This is a genomic window from Parachlamydia acanthamoebae, assembly GCF_000875975.1.
GTDB lineage: Bacteria > Chlamydiota > Chlamydiia > Chlamydiales > Parachlamydiaceae > Parachlamydia > Parachlamydia acanthamoebae.
In genome coordinates, this window is record NZ_BAWW01000013.1 from 1 (window position 1) to 19,779 (window position 19,779).

The 19,779-nt window shown below is 36.9% G+C and carries 14 protein-coding genes; 5 read left to right on the plus strand and 9 right to left on the minus strand.

Annotated elements, in window-relative coordinates; translation table 11 throughout:
• Positions 1-66: 66 nt before the first annotated feature.
• The 5 genes from AOM43_RS05985 to AOM43_RS13685 form a co-directional block, all read right to left on the minus strand.
• The gene (locus AOM43_RS05985; protein ID WP_226987422.1) at positions 67-372 is read right to left on the minus strand and encodes a hypothetical protein; all 306 of its coding nucleotides are present in this window, start codon (positions 370-372) and stop codon (positions 67-69) included.
• A gap of 146 nt (positions 373-518) precedes the next feature.
• Positions 519-980 carry a hypothetical protein gene (locus AOM43_RS05990; protein WP_013924745.1) on the minus strand — a complete coding sequence of 154 codons (462 nt, stop codon included), beginning with the start codon at positions 978-980 and terminating at the stop codon, positions 519-521.
• 223 nt (positions 981-1,203) lie between these two features.
• Positions 1,204-1,728, minus strand: coding sequence for a hypothetical protein (locus AOM43_RS05995; RefSeq protein WP_059359442.1), 525 nt, complete (start codon positions 1,726-1,728; stop codon positions 1,204-1,206).
• A 1,074-nt stretch (positions 1,729-2,802) separates the two neighbouring features.
• On the minus strand, positions 2,803-7,341 hold the full coding sequence (locus AOM43_RS06005; protein ID WP_226987423.1) for an ankyrin repeat domain-containing protein: 4,539 nt from the start codon (positions 7,339-7,341) through the stop codon (positions 2,803-2,805).
• 37 nt (positions 7,342-7,378) lie between these two features.
• Positions 7,379-9,355 carry an ankyrin repeat domain-containing protein gene (locus AOM43_RS13685; RefSeq protein WP_226987424.1) on the minus strand — a complete coding sequence of 659 codons (1,977 nt, stop codon included), beginning with the start codon at positions 9,353-9,355 and terminating at the stop codon, positions 7,379-7,381.
• Between the two features lie 175 nt (positions 9,356-9,530).
• Between AOM43_RS13685 and AOM43_RS06010 the strand changes: the two genes are divergently transcribed.
• The gene (locus tag AOM43_RS06010; protein ID WP_059359446.1) at positions 9,531-10,406 is read left to right on the plus strand and encodes a hypothetical protein; all 876 of its coding nucleotides are present in this window, start codon (positions 9,531-9,533) and stop codon (positions 10,404-10,406) included.
• A 152-nt stretch (positions 10,407-10,558) separates the two neighbouring features.
• Here the strand turns inward: AOM43_RS06010 and AOM43_RS06015 are convergent, their stop codons facing one another.
• Positions 10,559-11,398 (minus strand): sulfite exporter TauE/SafE family protein, encoded by an 840-nt coding sequence (locus tag AOM43_RS06015; protein WP_006341570.1) that lies wholly within the window; start codon positions 11,396-11,398, stop codon positions 10,559-10,561.
• A 203-nt stretch (positions 11,399-11,601) separates the two neighbouring features.
• On the opposite strand from AOM43_RS06015, the gene AOM43_RS06020 reads away from it, so the two are divergent.
• The 3 genes from AOM43_RS06020 to AOM43_RS06030 all read left to right on the plus strand — a co-directional run bounded on the left by AOM43_RS06020 (position 11,602) and on the right by AOM43_RS06030 (position 13,309).
• Positions 11,602-12,132: a DUF2147 domain-containing protein gene (locus tag AOM43_RS06020; RefSeq protein ID WP_006341567.1), complete on the plus strand. Its 531-nt coding sequence runs from the start codon at positions 11,602-11,604 to the stop codon at positions 12,130-12,132.
• 87 nt (positions 12,133-12,219) lie between these two features.
• Entirely contained in the window at positions 12,220-12,840 is a 621-nt protein-coding gene (locus AOM43_RS06025) for an MIP/aquaporin family protein (RefSeq protein WP_013924751.1), read from the plus strand.
• Positions 12,841-12,856: 16 nt separating this feature from the next.
• Positions 12,857-13,309, plus strand: coding sequence for a phosphate-starvation-inducible PsiE family protein (locus tag AOM43_RS06030; protein WP_226987425.1), 453 nt, complete (start codon positions 12,857-12,859; stop codon positions 13,307-13,309).
• Between the two features lie 41 nt (positions 13,310-13,350).
• On the opposite strand, the gene AOM43_RS06035 is transcribed toward AOM43_RS06030, so the two are convergent.
• The 3 genes from AOM43_RS06035 to AOM43_RS06045 form a co-directional block, all read right to left on the minus strand.
• On the minus strand, positions 13,351-14,793 hold the full coding sequence (locus tag AOM43_RS06035) for a hypothetical protein (RefSeq protein WP_059359450.1): 1,443 nt from the start codon (positions 14,791-14,793) through the stop codon (positions 13,351-13,353).
• 153 nt (positions 14,794-14,946) lie between these two features.
• The gene (locus tag AOM43_RS06040) at positions 14,947-16,629 is read right to left on the minus strand and encodes an F-box protein (protein WP_013924754.1); all 1,683 of its coding nucleotides are present in this window, start codon (positions 16,627-16,629) and stop codon (positions 14,947-14,949) included.
• 23 nt (positions 16,630-16,652) lie between these two features.
• Positions 16,653-18,860, minus strand: a complete 2,208-nt coding sequence (locus tag AOM43_RS06045) for an F-box protein (protein ID WP_059359452.1) — start codon at positions 18,858-18,860, stop codon at positions 16,653-16,655.
• Between the two features lie 224 nt (positions 18,861-19,084).
• Between AOM43_RS06045 and AOM43_RS06050 the strand changes: the two genes are divergently transcribed.
• Entirely contained in the window at positions 19,085-19,771 is a 687-nt protein-coding gene (locus AOM43_RS06050; RefSeq protein WP_013924756.1) for an FkbM family methyltransferase, read from the plus strand.
• The last annotated feature ends 8 nt before the right edge of the window (positions 19,772-19,779 follow it).

The window sequence follows — 19,779 nt, forward strand, 5'->3', positions numbered from 1 at the left end:
TGAGCGCACTCCCATTTAGTTTTTGTCGTAAAAAACATTTTAAGGATGCGCTCTCTTTTTTTCACCTCATACACAACTTTTGATCATATCTCTATTTTTCAAGCCAAGCTTTGTTTCGGAAAGGTGATGTGCGCGATTTTTTTTAAAGATGGCGAGAGCTATAAAATGAATGGCTGTGTGGAGGGATCCGGCTGTGAGATGAAAAGTACCTATCACCGTGCCGAAGAAAGGTATATACCCATAAGAGTTCAATCGACTCGCAGGAAGTGAATTCAAATTTACCTTTTTATCAGGAAATATGTCTGTTGTCGTTATAATGTCTGGTCGCTGTGCAGAACCGGATAAAAAATTTCCGGTGGCAGAAAATCCCATCGTTTACTCCTTTTATCATTAGATGAATATAAAAAGAGCTTATGTTTTTTTTCTTAAAAAACAAGCTAAATTTCAATGAGAAGAATAAAAAAGGAGCACTAAGAAATAAGTGCTCCATGAATGGTTAATTTTCTAAAGATGAAGACCTATGTTAAGGGATGCATAGAATATTCTTTTTCATTATTAAAAATTACGTAATGGCCATCATATAATTCTCTATTATCATCAATGATGTCCAATGCTTTGCTATGATATATATTAAGTCGGACTGTATCCGTAAGAAACAACGCCACATTTCCTATAAGAGGGATCATTTCAACCAATCCTCTTGCAACATTTTTTGCCCCTAGCTTTGCTTCCAGCAGGTTATGCTTCCGATTTCCTACAATTGCACAAGATAGGTGCACGACTGTGTGAAAGGAACCCAATCCAGCTCGAGCAGTCCCTGAGAATGAGCTAATGATCGGAATATATCCGAGCCTATTTAACTTACTTACGGCAATTACTTTGATACGCACATCTTCTCCGGCACGAACTGTTACTTGCGTTACAAGATCAGGGCGATGTGTAGACCCAGATAATAAGTTTTTAGTAATAGAAAAATCCATTTTCAATCCTTTTTTAAATAAAATGTTATCATTTAATTTATTAAAAGTCAAGGAGTTGAGGATAGGCGAAGAGTTACTTTAGATGATTTCTGTTTGTTCTGGAATTAACATGAGAAAAAAACGCTTGAATCAGTCTAGAGAATGATTCAAACGCTTGCTTTGGCGAGAAATAAATGGGAATGTTTCACCGATTTTTTTCTATATCATTTCTTACTTGGATCACTTATTTTTGTAAATCATATCCATGCATCTTGCCCTTCTTGACCCATTTAATACTTTTATCATCAAGCTCCTGGAGTGTTTGTGTGCTCGCTACTTGCCCATATGCAAATAATGTCCCTTTATTTACGAAAGCTAATATGTAGTTATTAATTTGTTTTAAAGCTTTTTTCTCATCTCTACGCATTCTCAGTCTATCAACGGCAATCAACGTTATATTGATTAGAGGAATCATTTCAATTGCCCCTCTTCCCATATTTTTTAATCCCAGTTTCATTTCCGCCAGGTGATGTTTGCGATTTTTTTTGCGGAAGGTCAGTGGTAAATGAATGACTGCATGGACACTACCTAATCCAAGTCGACCATAACCTGATAGTGAGCTGATAACTGGTATATACCCAAGTATATTAAGTCGCGAATTGAGACCAGATCTGATGTAAACGTTTTTATCATCCACAAGCACTCCCGTTAAAATATCGGGTCGAAGAGAAGAGCCTTTTAATAAGCTTCCTGTAGCAGAAAATCCCATCTTTATTCCTTTGTTAATTTTTTAAATTACACAAGGAATAGCGTATGATGGAAAGAATTACGGATGGTTCATCAGATAGATAACTAACTATATGAGATCTGCGTATAATCCTTAAAATAATCATGACAATGCATCGGTTTTTCTTTAAGCAGCTTGATATTTTCGATACATCTTTCGGGGAAGCATTAATAAAAGCCATAACCCCACTTTTTGGCCCCATGTTTTTCAATGCATCGCTTGGAAAGATCTATAAAATTCTCTAACCACTTCTTGGAAGTCTTAACAGAAGATAGTGCTTATCGGGTAAGCAGAGAGAATGCAAAATGGGGGCCATAATCTTCACCTCAACTTATTTAGTATCTGCAATAACCGCCATGTGAATAAAAATGCGTGTCCCGATTCTGAAAGGCCTTGACATTTGCTTTTGACCAGTTGGTTTAGCTAAATAATCAACAGTTCATGAGGTTTACTCTAACTATTCTTGTTTTCTATAAGGATCATCTTCGGAGGTTTTGAAACACAGGAATTTTAAAAGACGATTCCGCTAAATCTCGGGATTTTTTGTATTTTGCTCCTTGACTTGCTGTACGGCACCAAAAATCTCCTTCCCCATCGTATTTAAAAAAACTCGTCGAATTTTCCATATTGCGTATGAATACTTTTGTGTTAATGGGTCGAGGCTTGGCAAGCAGAGATTCATTTTGTAGACGATAAGAGTAAATAATTTGGGTACTTTTGCATATAGGTTTGGATAGTGCTCCCATTATTTCCCGAGGAATTCGCATCAGCAAGGATTAATCTAACACTAAAGAAAATGCTTTGACGTACGGTTTCTTCAAAAAGGGGGCCATGAACGGGTCTCTGCTATAGACTAAGTAATAATAAAAATTTTAAGTTGAGTGGACGGATAGAAAAAATGACATAATAAAGCAAATAGAAGAATCATTTGCTTGTTCATGTTTGTTTCTCAGAAAAGCTTTAACGAGAGCACCTGGATGCTCTCGTTGTGTTAAAGAGAAGAATATCTTTTCAAAAATATCAAAGTATTTTCTGAGAAAAAAAGAGAATTATTTTTTAGGATAAGATATGCATTTTCTTTAATAGATGAAAAACAGTCTCATCACTTATTGAGTAAGTCACATCCCCTGTGGTTTCATTAACTTCATATGGGAGAAGAGTTTCGAGAAGCTCGCTCTTAAAAAATTCTTTCAAAAGAGTTTTAAGTTTTCTATCTTTTTTGAAAGGAATTTTGTTTTCTAGAAGATATTGACGAGCTTCTGAACGAGACATTTTAGAGGCTTTTTGTAAAATATCGTCATAAAAACTTTTATTCCAATCTTCCTCTTTAATGAGACTATTAAAATGCTCTAATCTTCTATGTTCGGTAAGCGCTGCTTCAGGAGAAATGTCTTCCTGTAAATCTATAATTTGTGTCTTTAAATAATCATAAATTTGTGCTGAGGTAAGGCCTGCTTTTTCCATATCTCTAACATTTGCCAACAAGCGGTCATAAAAAGGTTTATTCCATTCTTCAACCTGTGTGACTTTGTATTCTTGTAAATAATTTTGTTTGCGATGATTTAAAATAGCACTTTTTACAGATTCATCGTGGGACAAATAGATTTCATCTTCTTTTAAGAGAATTTGTCTAATTTCCTGTCTCGATTTTTTTAAAGCTTTTAGATCCTCAATTTTCTGTAAAGCTGCTTTGAATCGTTCTGTATGTTCATAGCTGGTCGGAGCATTATCTTTGAACCAGTCTACGATGAGTTCACGGAGTTTAGGATTGCTCAATCTGTCTAATAGAAAGCCTTTAACATTTCTAAAAATTTCTGTTGGGGTGTATTCATACTGAAATCTTGTTAAAACTTCTTCCTGGCCTATTTGAATTCCCGAATATTCATCTTCTACAAATGTTTCGAAGAAAGGCAAATTTAATGTTTCACCCACTAAATACATGAATTGACTAAAGCGGTGCGTTTCATAAGCTGCTCCAGGTATTTTTTTTGCCCAGTTTTCTAAAATTCCCTGTCGATGTCCTTGTAAATGATTGCCAGCAAAAAGAGGCAATGTTTCATCGAGCTCTTGAAAAGGGGTGCAGTAAAGCGCGTACATTCTTTTTGCTTCGACAATTTTTCCGCCGCAGAATTGTCCCATCACAGCAATATCAATCAAAATGGTCGCTTTGGCATTGGCATCATCCATATGGAGTAGGAGGTTGCCAAGATGTCTTAGAACATTTTCGAAATCTTCATAGTGTTTCAGATATTCTGTTTCATCTTTAGGAACACCTGTGAAATCGCGTGGTTTTTCTCGGATTCTTTTGATGAGTCCTTGAATACCTCCTTCTCCATCTAGCTTAGTACCTTTGTGGAGGATTTCAATGGTTGTCGGGTCACCATCGCATGTGAGTTTTTTTGGATCCCGGTATCCGGGTAGATCAGGATTTGTAAAATTAATCTCTAAAAACATTTTCTCAAGATTATCTAAATCAAAATTAGGTCCAGGAGGGATATCTTTATTTTCTGAACTGGTCATGGAAAAATGCGCTGGATTAACAGTAAACCGCATATTTTGCAGATCTTCTCGTGCAAAACTGCTTTTCCATAAATGATCATGAAAGCTTGCGAGGTCAACCTCTCCCCAATGTTTTAAGATTGCCGATTCAAATTTCATCATTAATTGGGTGTCTTGGAGCAGAAGAGGAATTTCAAGGGGATTTCCTGTAAATTGAGATTCCTTTTCTGCAAAAATGTGTGGTAGAGATTCATTGAGCGCTTTTCGATAATCTAGTTCAAATTCAATCTCCTCAGGTTGAATAAGAGGGGTCATTAAAAGATGAAAGAGATAATTTTTGATCAAATTAAAATACGCATCCACATTAAAGTAAGAGGAGGTATTGAAAAACTCATGAATTTTCTTAATACTTAATCTTTTTTGAATAGCAGAGATTAATAAAAAAGTATTGTGCCTTTGGATGACTAATGACAAAAATTCAGACAAAGGAAAATTTGGATGAGCAAAAGAATCGATTGGTAAACCTAAATCAAGTAGGGCATAGATCTCATTCAGAGATAGACGACTATTGACCAGGACAAAGAAAAACGGAGCTCGTCCCTCATTATCTTTAAAGAAATTGGCATAGGGAATGAGGGTTTTAATGACTTCGAAAGAAGTCTGTTTACAAGCAACATGAAAAGGGGTCAGTTCACAGATATCTTGATGGTTAACAAGCTCAGCTGCATTGTCCTTAATAAACAATTGGATGTGTTCTAGTTGAACATTTTTATTTAGGCATAGATGAAAGAGAGCGGTGCGTTTTTGACTGTCGCCTAATTCTCTTTTTACACCATTGCTGATTAAGCATTCCAAGAGATCTAAGTTAGAAATGCAAGCATGGTGCAAAGCGGATAAGCCTTTCGAATCTTGCTGATTGATTAAAGATGCAAAATCAGGGAATTTTTTTAGCGCTTCTATATAGAGCTCCAAAATTTCTCGGGGGAGTTCATGATTTTTGCAAATTTCAAATAGTGGCACTTTAGAGGCATCAGCTCCCCATTTAAGAAGAAGTTCTACGAGCTTAAAATTATTCGAACAAGCATTTAGCAGAGGTAATTCATTGTTTGTGCTTTTAAGTTCAAGATGTTCTTGAAGTGAAAGCGCTTCAGTCATCTCATCTGGAGAGGATTTTGTGATTTTTTTAATTAATCGTTCAAAATCTCGAGGGGTTGCATCAATATTTGTACAAATCAAGTGCAGGACTGAAAGTTTGTTTGTGGTAAGCGCATGGATATCCGATCTAGACTTTAAAAGTAACCGGATAAGGGACCTATTTTCAGCACAAGCCCAGTGGAGTAATGTGAAGTCCAATTTAAACTTATAAGAGGCAAATTGTTGTAATTGCTTGGGTGAAAACAGTTCTTTCAGAATTTTGGAATCAACTTTTGAATTTCTAATAAGGAGCTCTAGGCAAGTGAGGTACTCAGCGTTCGAGACGAAAAGATCAGATTCTTCTCTCAAAAGAAAGTTAAAAATTTGGCTGTCAAAGGGAGACTTTTGACAAATTAGATGAAGAGGAGTATTGCCATTTTTGTTTATTTGCAAACGAAGATGAGGCGTTTTTTTAATGATTTTTTTAATAAGACCTGCTACTTCTGGCCCAGAATTGTGGCACAGAATATGTAAAAGTGTATTCCCATTTTGATCAGTGACATCAAGATTTGCGCCAAGTTTGATCAAAGCTTTCACTAACTTTGCATTGATTGGAATAGTAGTACATGCAATTTGAATAGCCGTTAGGCCGATATCTGTTTTGGCTTCTAAGTATTCTTTGAGATCTTCACCGATTCTTTTGACGAGAATTTCTAGAACAGCCATTGGAAGTTCCGAATTTTCGCAAATGTAGTGTAGAGATGTGTATTTATCATTATTTTGTGCCATAACCAATCCCCAAGGGTTTTGGCTTTTGGCTATAATGGCTTCAATAATCTCTGCAGACATTTCGGGATTTTCACACGCGTTGTGGAGAGGCGAATTTTCGTTATGATCCACATAATCCACATCAGCGCCTAGGTCGAATAAAACTTGAAACAGTTCTAATGAAGGATTTTCTCTTAAAGCGAGCAAATGTAAAGGCGTTTCCTCCTTCTCATTATGGGAATTAATCGTCTCAGGTTTTGCTAATAGTTGAATACAACGAGATGTAGCAGAAGGATTTCTGCAGGCGAAATGTAAAGGAGATTCGTTGTTACAATCGGTTAAATCACAATTTGCTCCCATTTCTAGTAATAGAGAGACAACGTCGAGATTAATTGGATTCGCTAGCAGGGCAATATGTAGGGCAGTACGGCCAGCAAGATCTTGATGATTGACTAGATCAAAAGAAGCATCTTGTTTTTTACCTGTCGATAGCAAAAGCTTGATAATCGTTGGATCGATATTAGAAGTAGCACAGGCGATATGCAGCGGGGAGCTATTTTCAAGGTTAGGAATAAAAACATTAGCTCCGTATTTGAGTAGGATTTGAATGTTATGCGGATTTGGATTAGATTCAAGGCAAATATGGAGTGGTGTTTCTCCTGTTGTATTTTGAAAATCCAGAGCTTTAGGATCTGCCCTTAAAGTCAACTGAATGAGGTACTCCAATTGCTGTGGCGTTAAGTGTTTATTTGAACAAGCGCACGGAAGAATAGATTCATTTCTAGCTAAATCTGAACTCAAAAAAACAAGACTTGCTCCAGCGTCGACTAACACGCGAATGCTTTTAAGATCTACTGGATTGCGCAAACAAACGATTTCAAGAGGCGACAACCCTTCTTGATCACCCTCGTTTACATATTCCTTTAGGGAAGAATGATCATTTGTATTTTTAATAAAAAAATTTAAAATGCGGTGGTCCAAGCTAGGATTTTTGCAGAGATGATGAAGGAGGTTTCCTGCTGTTGTCCTCGCCCCTAATTTATGCAAGAATAAGACCGTGTTTGGGTTAACAGGTTTTGCCTGACAAGCGACTTCCAAGGCATTTTTTCCATTTAAGGTTGTATTAAGATACTCGGATATGTCTTGCTCATATCTTCCCGCTTCAATGATAACTTTTAGAGTCGATTCTTTCATGCCTGGGTGTTGGCAGGCAAAGTGCAAATAGGAGAGATCAGTTGGATCGATGTGGATCGATGCGGGTTTCGTTGATTAAAAGTTCAATGACTTTTGGATTAATCTTTGCTTGCAAAGCCACACCGAGAGCCGTTTGTTCGGAAGATTGTAAATTGATATAGGCGTCAAAATTGACATCTTCATTTTTAACCGCTGAAATAATTTTTTGGACAGCTTCCGGGGTCGCATCTTGACTTCGACAAATTAGGTGTAGTAGAGACCCCCATTGAACATGAGTTACACTCGCTTTAGCTCCCTTTGAAATAAGATAATCAATGATTTCCGGGTGACTTGCATGTTTGAAACTTGCAGCTTGGAGAGCACAAATTTGGTTTTCATCAGTTTGATTCAGATAAGCATGGATGAGACCTTTTCTTTCTGCTGCTTCGACGATGGCTTTAATATCTTCTAAGGAAGCGTGTTTATTAAAGCAGGCTATTAGTAAAGGGGATTGGGTTTTTTTATTTAAAAAAACATCAGCTCCTTTATCAATGAGAGGTTTAATGAACGATGCATTCAATTCACAGGCTTTCATTAAAAGCGTCTTCCCTGTGTCATCTTGTTCATTGATTAGGTCTGTAGGGTTGTATGTTTTTGCTAGAAGATTTAGTAAAAAGGTGAAACCTTCCACAGGATTAGAAGGATTACTGCATAAGAGGGAAAGGAGATTGGATTCAGGTATAGCGCCATTTTCCACGAGAATTTCGATATATTGCGGATTATGAGTGCAGGCTATGTCTAAAGGTTTTCGACCAAGTACATCACTTTGCTCCAGATTGGAGGTTTGATAATGTTTTGCATAATGCAAGAGTGTTGCAATAACAGAGGGATTGTTGCTGTGTCCACATGCAATGTGAAGAGCTGAAAGTTTTTGGGTATTTGTGTGTTCAAGAAATGCTTTTGGGTCCATCACATTTTCTAAAACAAATTGAATGACTTCGGGCGAGATATTGGATTCGCAGGCATAATGTAAAATAGAATTGCCATGCTTGTCTAGAGCATAAATATTGGCATTCAAACTTAATAATTTTTTAATAAGATCTAAATTAATGACTTTTGCAATAAAAAGAGTGTGAAAGATATGATGATTTTCATAGTCGCAGTCATTGATGTTGGCACCAGCCTGGAGGAGTTCCCGAAAATGTTCAAATGCTGGTGAAGAATGCTTGCTAAGGAAAAGGATAGCCGACAGACCTAAAGGATTTTTTATGCAGGGATTCGCTCCATTTTGCACAAGAGTGGCGATAAGGTGTGGTGAACTTTGACAGGCGTACATTAAAGGTGTATTCCCATTCTTGTCTGGGATATTAACGAAGTCTTTATTTTCTTGTATTTCAGCAAGTTTGGTAATTAAATTTTGTAAAACATCAGGTGCTGTCTGAGGGTTAAAGCATGCCCCAAAAAAAGCGTCTTTAGCTGGAATCGCATTGTGTTGTAAGAGTGGTACTATAAGCTTAGGATTTCTTTGGCTAGCAATAAATAAAGGTGTCTGGTGTTGGCCATCTCTAAAATTAACATCGGCACCAAGCTCAATGAAAAGCTTGATTAATTCATGGCTTGTGTATGGATTATGGCAAAGATAAATTAAAGATTTTTTGATGGAATTTGGATGAATAAGATTTGACTTGTGTAAATTTTTAATTGAATCGGGGGTGGATGTCATGAGAATATGTTCAATTGGAGCAACACTTCTCAAAGTGCAGGCACTAGAATTCTTTTGATCTAATTGTTGCCTATTTATAGCTGAGGCGAAGATTTCAAAGGTTGCGATATCAAGTCGACCTTTTTTTGATTTTTTTATACAGTCAATAATTTTATTAAAGGTATTTATTTCACCATTATTGACTAGTAATTTTTGGGCCAATTCAGATATAAAATTCTCTGATTCATTTATGTTTTTAATAATTAGTTCTTCAGGACTATTTATTACCCAATCGCAAAAATTCGGATTAATTTCACCAAAAGTTGGGTTCATGCTGGTACTCCTTGAATAAAAATTAATCCGTAAGTGTCTAATATTTAATTTTAATTAAAGATGAAAAGAATGGATTAATTTAAATTATTGTAAATATTAATTTTGTATGATTAGATGAAATTATATAGTACATAAACATTACTATCAAATATTGTTATAGTATAGTGGTAAATTTATGGGTTTTAAAAATATTTTATTTATTTTAATTTCCGGTTTGAACTTTACAACTATTGCTTTTGGTTTGGATATTGAAAATAATCCTTATCAACTCTTTAAAGACGCAGCAATCAACTCTACTGTTGGAACACCTTGGAAAGCGAAAAAACATCAGGAGCTAATTCAACAAGTGACAGCAGCACGACCTGATATTGTAAAAGTCAAAACGCTTGCGTATCCCATCTCTGAGGAAAACCTAAAAGAGCTATATGGAAATCAAACGTCCGTTCCTTTTTTTGCTTACAGCAGCTTAATCGATAAAGGTTCTCCTACTGCAAAAACGATTAGTTCACAAGCACTTGAAACATTAACTCCTGCGGTCGCTTTTGGAATTCAACGTGTTTTTAATCGGGAAATGCCATCAAATGTCGCCGAAAAATGGGGAAATGTCAGAAGATCCAACGATGTGGCTGTTCTCAATGTCTTTGTGAAAAATGATGCGGTGCTTAATGGTGTACTCCTTCAATTACCCTTACCCGATTTATTGACCTTGACCAAAGGGGAAGTGGGGTACGATTTAATGCCTGTACTTGTTGTGCGATGGAATGATGCATTGGATGAATCAAAACCGGCGGAGCTTATCCTTGCATATACTTTAATCGCTCCAGATTATAAAGGAACAGGAGATCGCTACACCAATGACAAAATCAATCCTATTCCTGGATATGTCAAATTTCTCCAGAATGGATTAAAAAATTTTGGTGAAGATTACGAGGCGATGTGGTGGGCAACAACATTTTTGGCAGACAAAAAAACCTTGATCAATGAAATGCCTGATCATGAAGTTAATATGGCACTGGAAACGATAAACGAGATTCCGAATAAGAAGCAATGAGATGTTATGCGTTCCTAGTCACAAGCTGGCACCAGGAAACGATCTGTTAGCGTGGAAGCTTAAATGTTGTTTCGGCAATGTTTTTCGCTAAAAGGCCCAGATTCCGTTATCTGTGCTCAGCTTGTGAAAAGGAACCCATGGCATCTCAAATTTTAGAATTCAATTTTCAAAAATAATAGAAATCCTAGCAGCATGGTAAAAAAGCCTATAACACGCTTTAGATAATTCTCGTTAAATTTACTTATTAAGAAGACTGAGAAAGGAACCGAAGAAAGTGCCCCGAATAACATGGGAGCTAGAAGTTCAGGTTTAGTAAATTCTCCCTGCGTTCGAAATAAAATCACGGATAATAGGCAGGTAAAAGCTTCGGCAAAGGAAGTAATCCCGACCGCTGATTTACCTTGGACACCGCTTAAAATTTGTCCACTCGTTACAAGAGGACCGTAACCGCCTCCGCTAATGGCTTTATTAAAGGCAGCCACAATGGCTAATAAAGCCATTTTCCAATTCCTATATTCCAATACTTGATTGGCAAAAACAACCACAAAAAGTCCAGATATAAAGACAATGCATCCGATCAGCATGATGATCAAGTTCTCGGGCAAGATTTGAACGGTATAAACACCCAAACTTAAGCCAACCATACTTGTTGCGGCCAATAAAACAGCGCGATTAAAATGCACACCATTAAATTTAAGATCGACATTTTCAATTTGGTCATGGAAATAAGCTGAAGCAAAGCCCGTAAATAATTCTGATAAAAGAATCGTAGGGACGATGTCGAGAGGATGATAGCCCATCAATAAAAGTGTTGACGTTAGAATCGTTCCATATCCCATTCCAAGCCCGCTATCGACAAATTCACAAAAAAAAGAGACTAGAATTAAGACTACAAAACTTTTGTCAAAAGAAAGAGAGTAGAGGGAACTATACCCCATAAAAATGATGGCAAGGACCGCCAACCAAAGGAAACCTTTTAAAGAAAAATGCATGTCAATCCGTCCAAATGCTTTAGATGTCAATGAGCTTACGCAGATTGGCCCGCTGCCTTTGATCAGTTTGGCATACCGTTTAGTCAAATTCAAGAATATTTATGATAAATTTGAATGAGATAAAAAAACGTTGACTTTCCCAAAAAGACCGGCAAAAGTGAGGTTTTAAGCATGATTTTAAAAACATATCTAAAGGATCGCTCATGAAGACACTCCTATCTCTATTTTTATTTTTAATGATTTCAATCAATTCAACTTACGCCATAGACGAAGTGCAAGGATTTTGGAAAAGTGTCGATGATGAAACCGGAAGAATTCAAAGTATCGTAGCGATTTATGAATATGAGGGGAAATATTTTGGACGCATCATTGCCACATATGGTCACAACGGTGAAATTGCAGATTCGATCGAATCTCCTAAAACACGCGCCGCAGGAGTTCAAGGAAACCCCTTTTTTTCAGGGATGGATATCATGTGGAATCTTAAAAAAAATGGGGAGAAATACACAGATGGAAAAATCTTAGATCCCGACCATGGAAGAGTTTATGATGCGCAAATGTGGCCAAAAAATGGGAACTTAATTGTAAGAGGCCAAATCTTTTTCTTTGGACGTAATCAAACGTGGTTGCCAGTTGCAGAGCATGATTTTCCAAGAGAATTAAAAAAACCCGATTTAAAAGAGTTGGTCCCTGTAATCCCCAAAGTGAATCGGGTAAAAAGCTCAAAAAAATAGTTTATGTGTTGTTCGAAAATTCTCCTTTTTGCAACATGCGATTAGTATAGAAATTATTATATAAAATCCATGATTGAGGATGTTAAAATGAAATATATTTACGAATTTATTGGAACTTTTTTTCTTGTCTTAACTGTTGGAATGACAGCGCTAGAACCTGGCGCCGGGCCACTAGCTCCTTTGGCCGTTGGGGCCGCTTTAGCCGTGATGGTTTATGCAGGGGGGCATATTTCAGGAGGACATTATAATCCGGCTGTTTCTCTGGCTGTTTATTTGAGAGAACGTCTTACGACAAAAGATCTATGGTTGTATTGGGTCGCTCAATTTTTGGGTGGTGCCTTAGCTGCTCTTTTGACTGCCTATTTTAAAAGCGGATTTGCGCAGGCCCCCCTAACAATTGATGCAGCTAAAGCTTTAATCGCAGAGTTTCTCTTTACCTTCGCTCTTTGCTATGTTGTATTAAATGTGGCCACTGCTCGTGCGACCCAAGGCAATTCCTATTATGGTTGGGCGATTGGATTCACAGTTCTAGTGGGGGCATATGCTGTAGGAACGCTTTCAGGAGCGGCTTTTAATCCAGCTGTTGCATTAGGAATCTCTCTTTTAAAGATCAGTGCTTGGACCAATTTTTGGATTTTCTTAGTCGCTAACTTTTTAGGAGGAGCTGCTGCTGCCTATGTATTTAAAGCCGCTCATCCCAACGAGTAATTAACAAAAGGTGATGATGAACAATTTACCAAAAGAAAGCCTTATACAGTCGACACATGATCCACTGGTCCATCAACTGAGCAAAATTATTGTGTATTGTGTTAAGTTTTTGGCTATTCTGATGGTGATTGTCGTCATCTGGTCGTTAGTCGATGTTGTTGTCCATCTTTACGAGAATATCGTTTCGTCGGTGACATCGAGGTTTAGTACAGAAAGGCTTTTATCTACTTTAGGATCCTTCTTAGCGGTACTTATTGCGATTGAGATTTTTTTAAACATTATTTTTTATTTAAAGAAAGATGCTATTCATGTGCCCCTTGTTTTAGCTACAGCTTTAACCGCCGTTGCTCGAAAGGTGATCATTTTAGATTACTCGAAAGCACTAGCGCCGGAATTGTATGCGACAGCTGCCTTGATCCTCTCATTAGGCATTACGTATTGGTTAGTCACTAAAAATGAAGTCTCATGAAGAGCACAAAGAGAAGGAACTCTTTGTGCTCTTGATCTCTCCTATTCCCAATGGACTCTTTTGAGAATCACCTTGAAAATGTGAGGCGATGCTGCCGAATCGGAAGAAGTATTTGTATTGGGTAATGTACTTTGAATTCCACCCACAATATATCCAATGACAGAGGAATGTCTGCTCAATTGATCCAATTTGATCACGCCATTTCCATAAGCAGGTAAATCATCGACAGGAATAAATTGTCCTGCGGCTCCAAATAGAAGAGGGCTTCCAGGATTTGATTGCGAGGACAAGATCACCGGATATTGCTGCTTTAAAATGAATTGTTTAAAATCCCCTTTTTTATTCAGGCGAATTGCAGAAATTTGATTGATGAAAGGAAGTTCTGGATTTGTTTGGAATTGCCCATTCTCAAAAAAACCATAGCTGATTCCACCAAAAAATAGCACGTACATGTCATCTGTATGATTTGAATAAAGTGGCAAGGTTGGGCAAACATACTGATTCATGGCTTGCTTAAATGTTTCTGGATTCTCAGGGTCATCCATTGAAGCTTTACCTTTAGTATTGATGATCACAGGTACTGTCCATGCACCACCTGTCAGAGTGAAGACACCACCAAAGGCAGCATAATCTTGCAAAGGAACTCCCAAGACGTGGTGGACGATCGGGACAACATTTAAGTCTCTTCGTCGATAAGCGGGATCTTGCTTTTTAGGTACAGCGTGGTGGACATCGACTGACAGTTTTTTCCCGTTATCGTGGATTCTAAATCGTCTCACCTGTTCACTATATTGTCCATTGCTGCTTGGTGTATAAAAGCCTTCAAAATTTTGACCAAAAACGAGTAGCGTTTCTCCCTTCTTGGTTCTTGTCATATATCCACCCGTGATTTGGAAAACGGGATTATGGATTTGACGCACATGGTGAGCAAGTGTTTCCTTTGGATAAGGTCTAATGACCCAATGCATCAAGCCTCCTAAGTCAATGGCTGTCAGGGTATCTTTTGTACTGAACTCGCCAGTAGCCGTATCAACACCATACCCACCAGTGATGTAGAGAACCCCATCGTGCTGATAAAATTGTGCACTTGTAACCGATAGGTGGTCGACTTGCTGTTGGGTGAGTCCAGATGTAGGATCGGTTAAGGATTTGGAATATACAGTTTTGGTGCTGGGATCCACGACATAAACCATGGTGTTTTGCTCAGAAGGAGGAAAGTTATTGTTGTCGTTATTGAATCCATGCAATCCATTTGTACGCCCTGCTAGAAGAACGAATCTGCCGCTAAAACTAGCAGATACAAAAGATTGAATGCCGTAAGGTAAAGAAAAATCGGCGAGTTCCAATTTGACCCGAAAAGGTAATTTATCCCCGGAGGAGACATGGCTGACCGTAGGTGTTTGATTGTCACCGAAAGCCGTGTGGCACCATCCACATGCCAAAAATATAAGGAAAAGGTAATAGTGCGAGTAGCGTTGTAGCATAGTGAATCCCATTTTTTAATTTGAATAAAGCAGAAATGTGAAAAGTCACAAATCCGCTGTTAGGCAATAAAAAAACAAGCATCTTCAATGGTTGAAATTTCGTCAATCATTTTAAAAAAACCACTTGATGTAAACTCTTCGTTACTTTTAAGGCTACAACCGTGCACGTTTTTCCATGGTTTCATAGAGAATGTTGTAAAGTCGAGGCAACCGTGTACGGAAATTTTCATTCTTTAAAAGTTGATTGACAAATGGAAGCGTTTCAAGAAAATGCATCTCTAATTCAGTCAAAAGAAGCATCAAGCAGATATCCTTCAGTGAATACTCGCTCAATTTATAAAGGCTCAGGATTTGCCTATGTCTTTCAGTGCTATTAAAAGATTTCTGACCAGTGATGCTTCCCAAATTGTCATTTGCAATGCCGAGCAAGCTATAGGTCGCTATCTTGAGTTTTAGCAAGGGGGAAATACTCATGCCTAACAGAATAAAGTTGTAATCTAACGTTTTTTGAAAACAAGTGGCCTCCATGTTTTCCCAGGTTAGAGTCATATGAGGATAAGCTAATTTAATGATATCGAGGGGGGATTGGTTGCAATCCAGTTTTAAAAAATTTGATGTAATAGCGTTAATGAAAACCATGAGATATTTTATGTCAGATAAAGGAAATTGAACCTTGATACTTTGAGAAAAATTGATTGCAGAAGAAGGGGCTGTTTTTAAATGGGGGAATTCCAAGGCGATTAAATGTGGAATGAGCGAAAACAAACCATACAGTTTAACCCAGCGGCTATTCAGATTTTTACCTTGAAAATGCATTGTCAGCACAGTTGCATTATCGTGTGAAATCCGCATTTTTAATGTTAAAACGTAGTCTGGATAGCGGATATTCCAAACCATTTCAATATTCTTTGCATAGTCTGCATGGTAATGTTTGGACACATGTGTAATATGGCTGTTGTGTAATAGCTGGCCTAACTCTTTCTCAAACTGCATTAAAAGTGGATGTGAAATAGGCGTACTTTTAAGCTTTAAATACGAAAGAATCGTACGGGTGTTTGCTCTACATAAAGCATAAACATCTTGCAGCGAGTTAGGCAAAATGGGAGAGATGGCTTCAAAAAAAATATGAGAACCTATTGCCGCAGTTTCTACACTAAAACCATCTGTGTATGCAAATGTTTGATTTTTTAAGGTGTTTAATTTGTCTTGAAGTTCTTGTAAATAATTAGGGAAATGAGAATCTTCATTTTCGCAAAGCAATAACAATTTTTCTTCTTCTTTGCTAATCAAGTTGAAACAGTGTTTAAATAGCAAATAGGTTTGTTCCACAAATGGATAAACCTCATTCTGCACTTGTAGAGAGGTTTTGAAAGGATGGTTTTCATGCAGTCGATGTTCGAGATAGAATAAAAAGTTAACGAGGACATATTTTTCAGTTTCGTTTAGCAAGCATCCATATTTTTCTAAAAAGGTATTTGTCGATTGTAGACAATCCATAAGCTCCTGAAAAGTATTGGCTGCACCAAGCAAATGGATTTGTTGTCGAATCCAATCACGATACTCCTTCCCAATCGCATAATGCTCAGAAGAAGGTAAAAAAAGGATGGGCAGAATGGTTAACTTAAACCAGAAAAATGATTTAGCATGCTTCAAACGATCGTAAATTAAAATTTTCCAATGTTTGCATGTTCTTGCTGCCTGCATTAAGGTGTCGGGTGAGGCTTCTTCAAGAAGCATGCGAAAAATATGAACTAAGGTTTCGTTGGGGAGTGAATGAATGGGAGATAAAAATGTTCTAGGATATACAGGTGATCCACTTAATTCTCTACAGTCCATAGCAAAAGACCTTTCTTAAATGATTAATTTAGAAATTTCTTCAAAGTATATATAGATTTTTGTAAGGGCTCATTATCTTTTGTAGCTTCTTCACAAGCATCTATAAGTGAAGTAAAGGCATTTTTAAATGCATCAAAATGTTTATTCTCATTTTTAAATGTTTGGTAATGATCACAAATTAGCTCTAAAAGGGCATACGCTTGGTTAGAAAGCTGTTTATCGGGATTTGCTAAACCATTTGCAAATGTTTGCGAAATCATGACAGAGATCCGCATTTCCGCGTACTTTTCTGCATTTTTCACTAAAAATCCGATTAAACAGTGTCCTGCAAGCAAGAGTGCTTTTTCATTTACAATGTTTTTTATGTATAAATCTTGCAAGTCTTTTATGATCGAATCATATTTTTTTAAAACTTCTAAATGGAGTTCTCGTTTGTCTAAGTTTTGGGTCTGTTCTAAGGGCAGTTTGACTTTATTTTTGTAAGGTAGAAATAAAGAAAATTTATTTTTTTGATAGAGCTTTATGGCTGTATCAAAAAAAAGTTGTTGATCCTGGTTTTCGATCACTTGCGCCATTCCAAGAGCAAGCCATTGAGGATTTTTATAGGAAATAGCGATTTCTATTGCTTCCCCAGTTTTTCCTTGTTCAAGGCTGTGCTGGATGTACAAGTTGATCTCTTTATGCTTTTGAAGGGCTTGAGTTAAGGTTTTAACAACATTCGGCATTTTTTCTGCAATTTTGGGATGCGTGCATAAGAATTCAATAGAAGAATAAGCCCCTTTTGATCCTCTCAAAAGATCATTTATCAAAGCATTTGTGGCCTGATTGATCAACTGCTTGGAAATGCTATAAGAGGGGAGATGACTTGCAACAGTTTTCTCAGCTGTTCCAACTAACCATAGCATTGCAATTTTTCTCCTCATATGAATATCTCCCAAAAACACCTTATTAAAATGAGGGGTTTTTAAGAAAATTTGAGGATTTAACCGATCAAAATATTTCCAATCCTTGGAAACATGCACAAGCATTTTTTTGAGAGAATCGGTAGAAAAGGTGCTTTTTGTCCAGCTAAAGATCATTTCTTGAATAAATGAAAGATTGATTTTTGCAGAGTTTTTTAACGCATATTTAAACTCTAAGCCACGGCTATAAGAATCATTTACCAAGCATGCGTTGTCCATAAGAGATGTAATTTCAGCAAATTTCTTCCAGCGATTATTTGGACTTAATCCATTAAAGCTGACGATTAAATGAGAGGTATTTTTTTTGGAAATTTGAAGTGTAATCGCGGCAAAAGAGGCAATCTCATCAGATATGTCCAAAAGAATGTGCCAGCTCAAGACAGTTTCGGAGGAACAGATGTAAAGATGTTTCGAAAAAATAGCTTGTTTTTTAACAAGCATCTCTTCAACTGCTTCGGCAAGCAAGGAGTGTTTCTCAAGCTGCAGAATATAATTTTTAGCTTTTAGACAAGTCAAAGCATTGAAAACAAATCTTAAGCATTGATGTTGTATTTGTTTAGTACCGGGAACATATTTTCCCAAAAGATTAAGTGCATACATATCGCTGCCACCCATTTTTTCAGAATAATAGAGGGCAGGATCTTCTTTTGTGTCATGCTGATGGATATTTTTTATAAAGTTATCAATTTGCGCAAATGTAACAGGGATTTGTTCCAGGCATAGTTGTTGACAACCCTCTAAAAAAGCAAATAGGCCTTCTTGAATGAAGAGGATGATCTCTTCAAAATTAAAAGATTCCTGGATTTCAGTAAGTATGTGCTTGATCTCATCATGGATATGAAATAAAAAGTTTATGATGATGTTTTTTTCTAAAGTATTTCCCTCTTTGTAATGCTCAGAAAGTACTTTTAATGTTTCTTTCAAAAATGTATTAAGAAAGAAAATGGATTTTTCTTCTGAAGGCTGTTCTGTATACTCTCTTAAAGAGCGATAAAATATTCTTATCTTTTCTAAACAAGCTTCGTGCAGGGGCTGCTGCGAAGAATTGACCTGCTTAAGTGCGGGAATCACAAAAAGATGTACCCATTTAAGCGACCTATCGCAAGTGATCATTTGCCACCTTCTACTAACACGTAAAGTCGAGTGAAATGAGGAAGGGCCTATTTTGGCTAATTGATTAAAAATGGAAAGCAAAGCTTCATCAGGAACAAGATCAAATGGAGAAAAAAAATTGAGTGCATGAAGCGGAGTAATAGCGGTGTTCAACATATGTCAGTTCTGGTTTAGTCGGATCGAAGTCGTTAAGTATTCAGATCTTAAATGAATTTTGGAAATTTTCGCAAACATTTTTTGGATGAAAATGCCTTTAAAAGATGATGAGCATTGTCATAAAAGGTCCCATTTTTTCAGATCTTTCAAATTGATTTGACGCAATAATGGATGTGATAAATAATTAAATTTTTATTCAAGTTTTTTATCACAAAGGAATGACGATGTTAAGAAAAGTACATTTTGGAATAAGCTTACTGATGATGATGACCTGTTTATGTGTCGCTGAAGAGCGAGCTCCTTTTGAGTTAATTAAAAGTTTGCTACCTGATAATCCTGTTATTGTTGAAGCAGGAGCCCATTTTGGCGAAGATACAATTGTGATGAGCCAATTGTGGCCACAAGGACATATTTATGCTTTTGAACCTTCTCCAGAATCCTATAATGAACTATTTAAAACCGTTCATACTAGCTCTAACGTTACAACATATCCATGTGCACTATCTGATAAGAAAGGGCAATTTTTGTTCTACTTAGCTGGAGGCGCAAGCTCTTTGCGCAAACCTACAAAGCATTTTAATGATGACTATTTTCATTCCGATTTAGATCATCCGATTGTTGTAGAGGCAAATACTTTGGATGCGTGGGCACAAGAACAGGGTGTTCAAAAAATCGATTTTATATGGTTTGATATGGAAGGAAATGAATTAAATGCCTTTAAAGGGGCTCTTCACCAATTAAAAAATGTGAAGCTCATCTACACTGAAGTGAACTTCCAAAAATTTTGGGAAGGTTGTGTGTTATATTCCGATTTAAAAAGTTGGCTCAAAGAAAATGGATTTAGAGAAATCTGGATAGAAAGTGTGCCAAATTGGCATGGGAATGCACTTTTTATGAATGTCAATCTTTAATACACCAA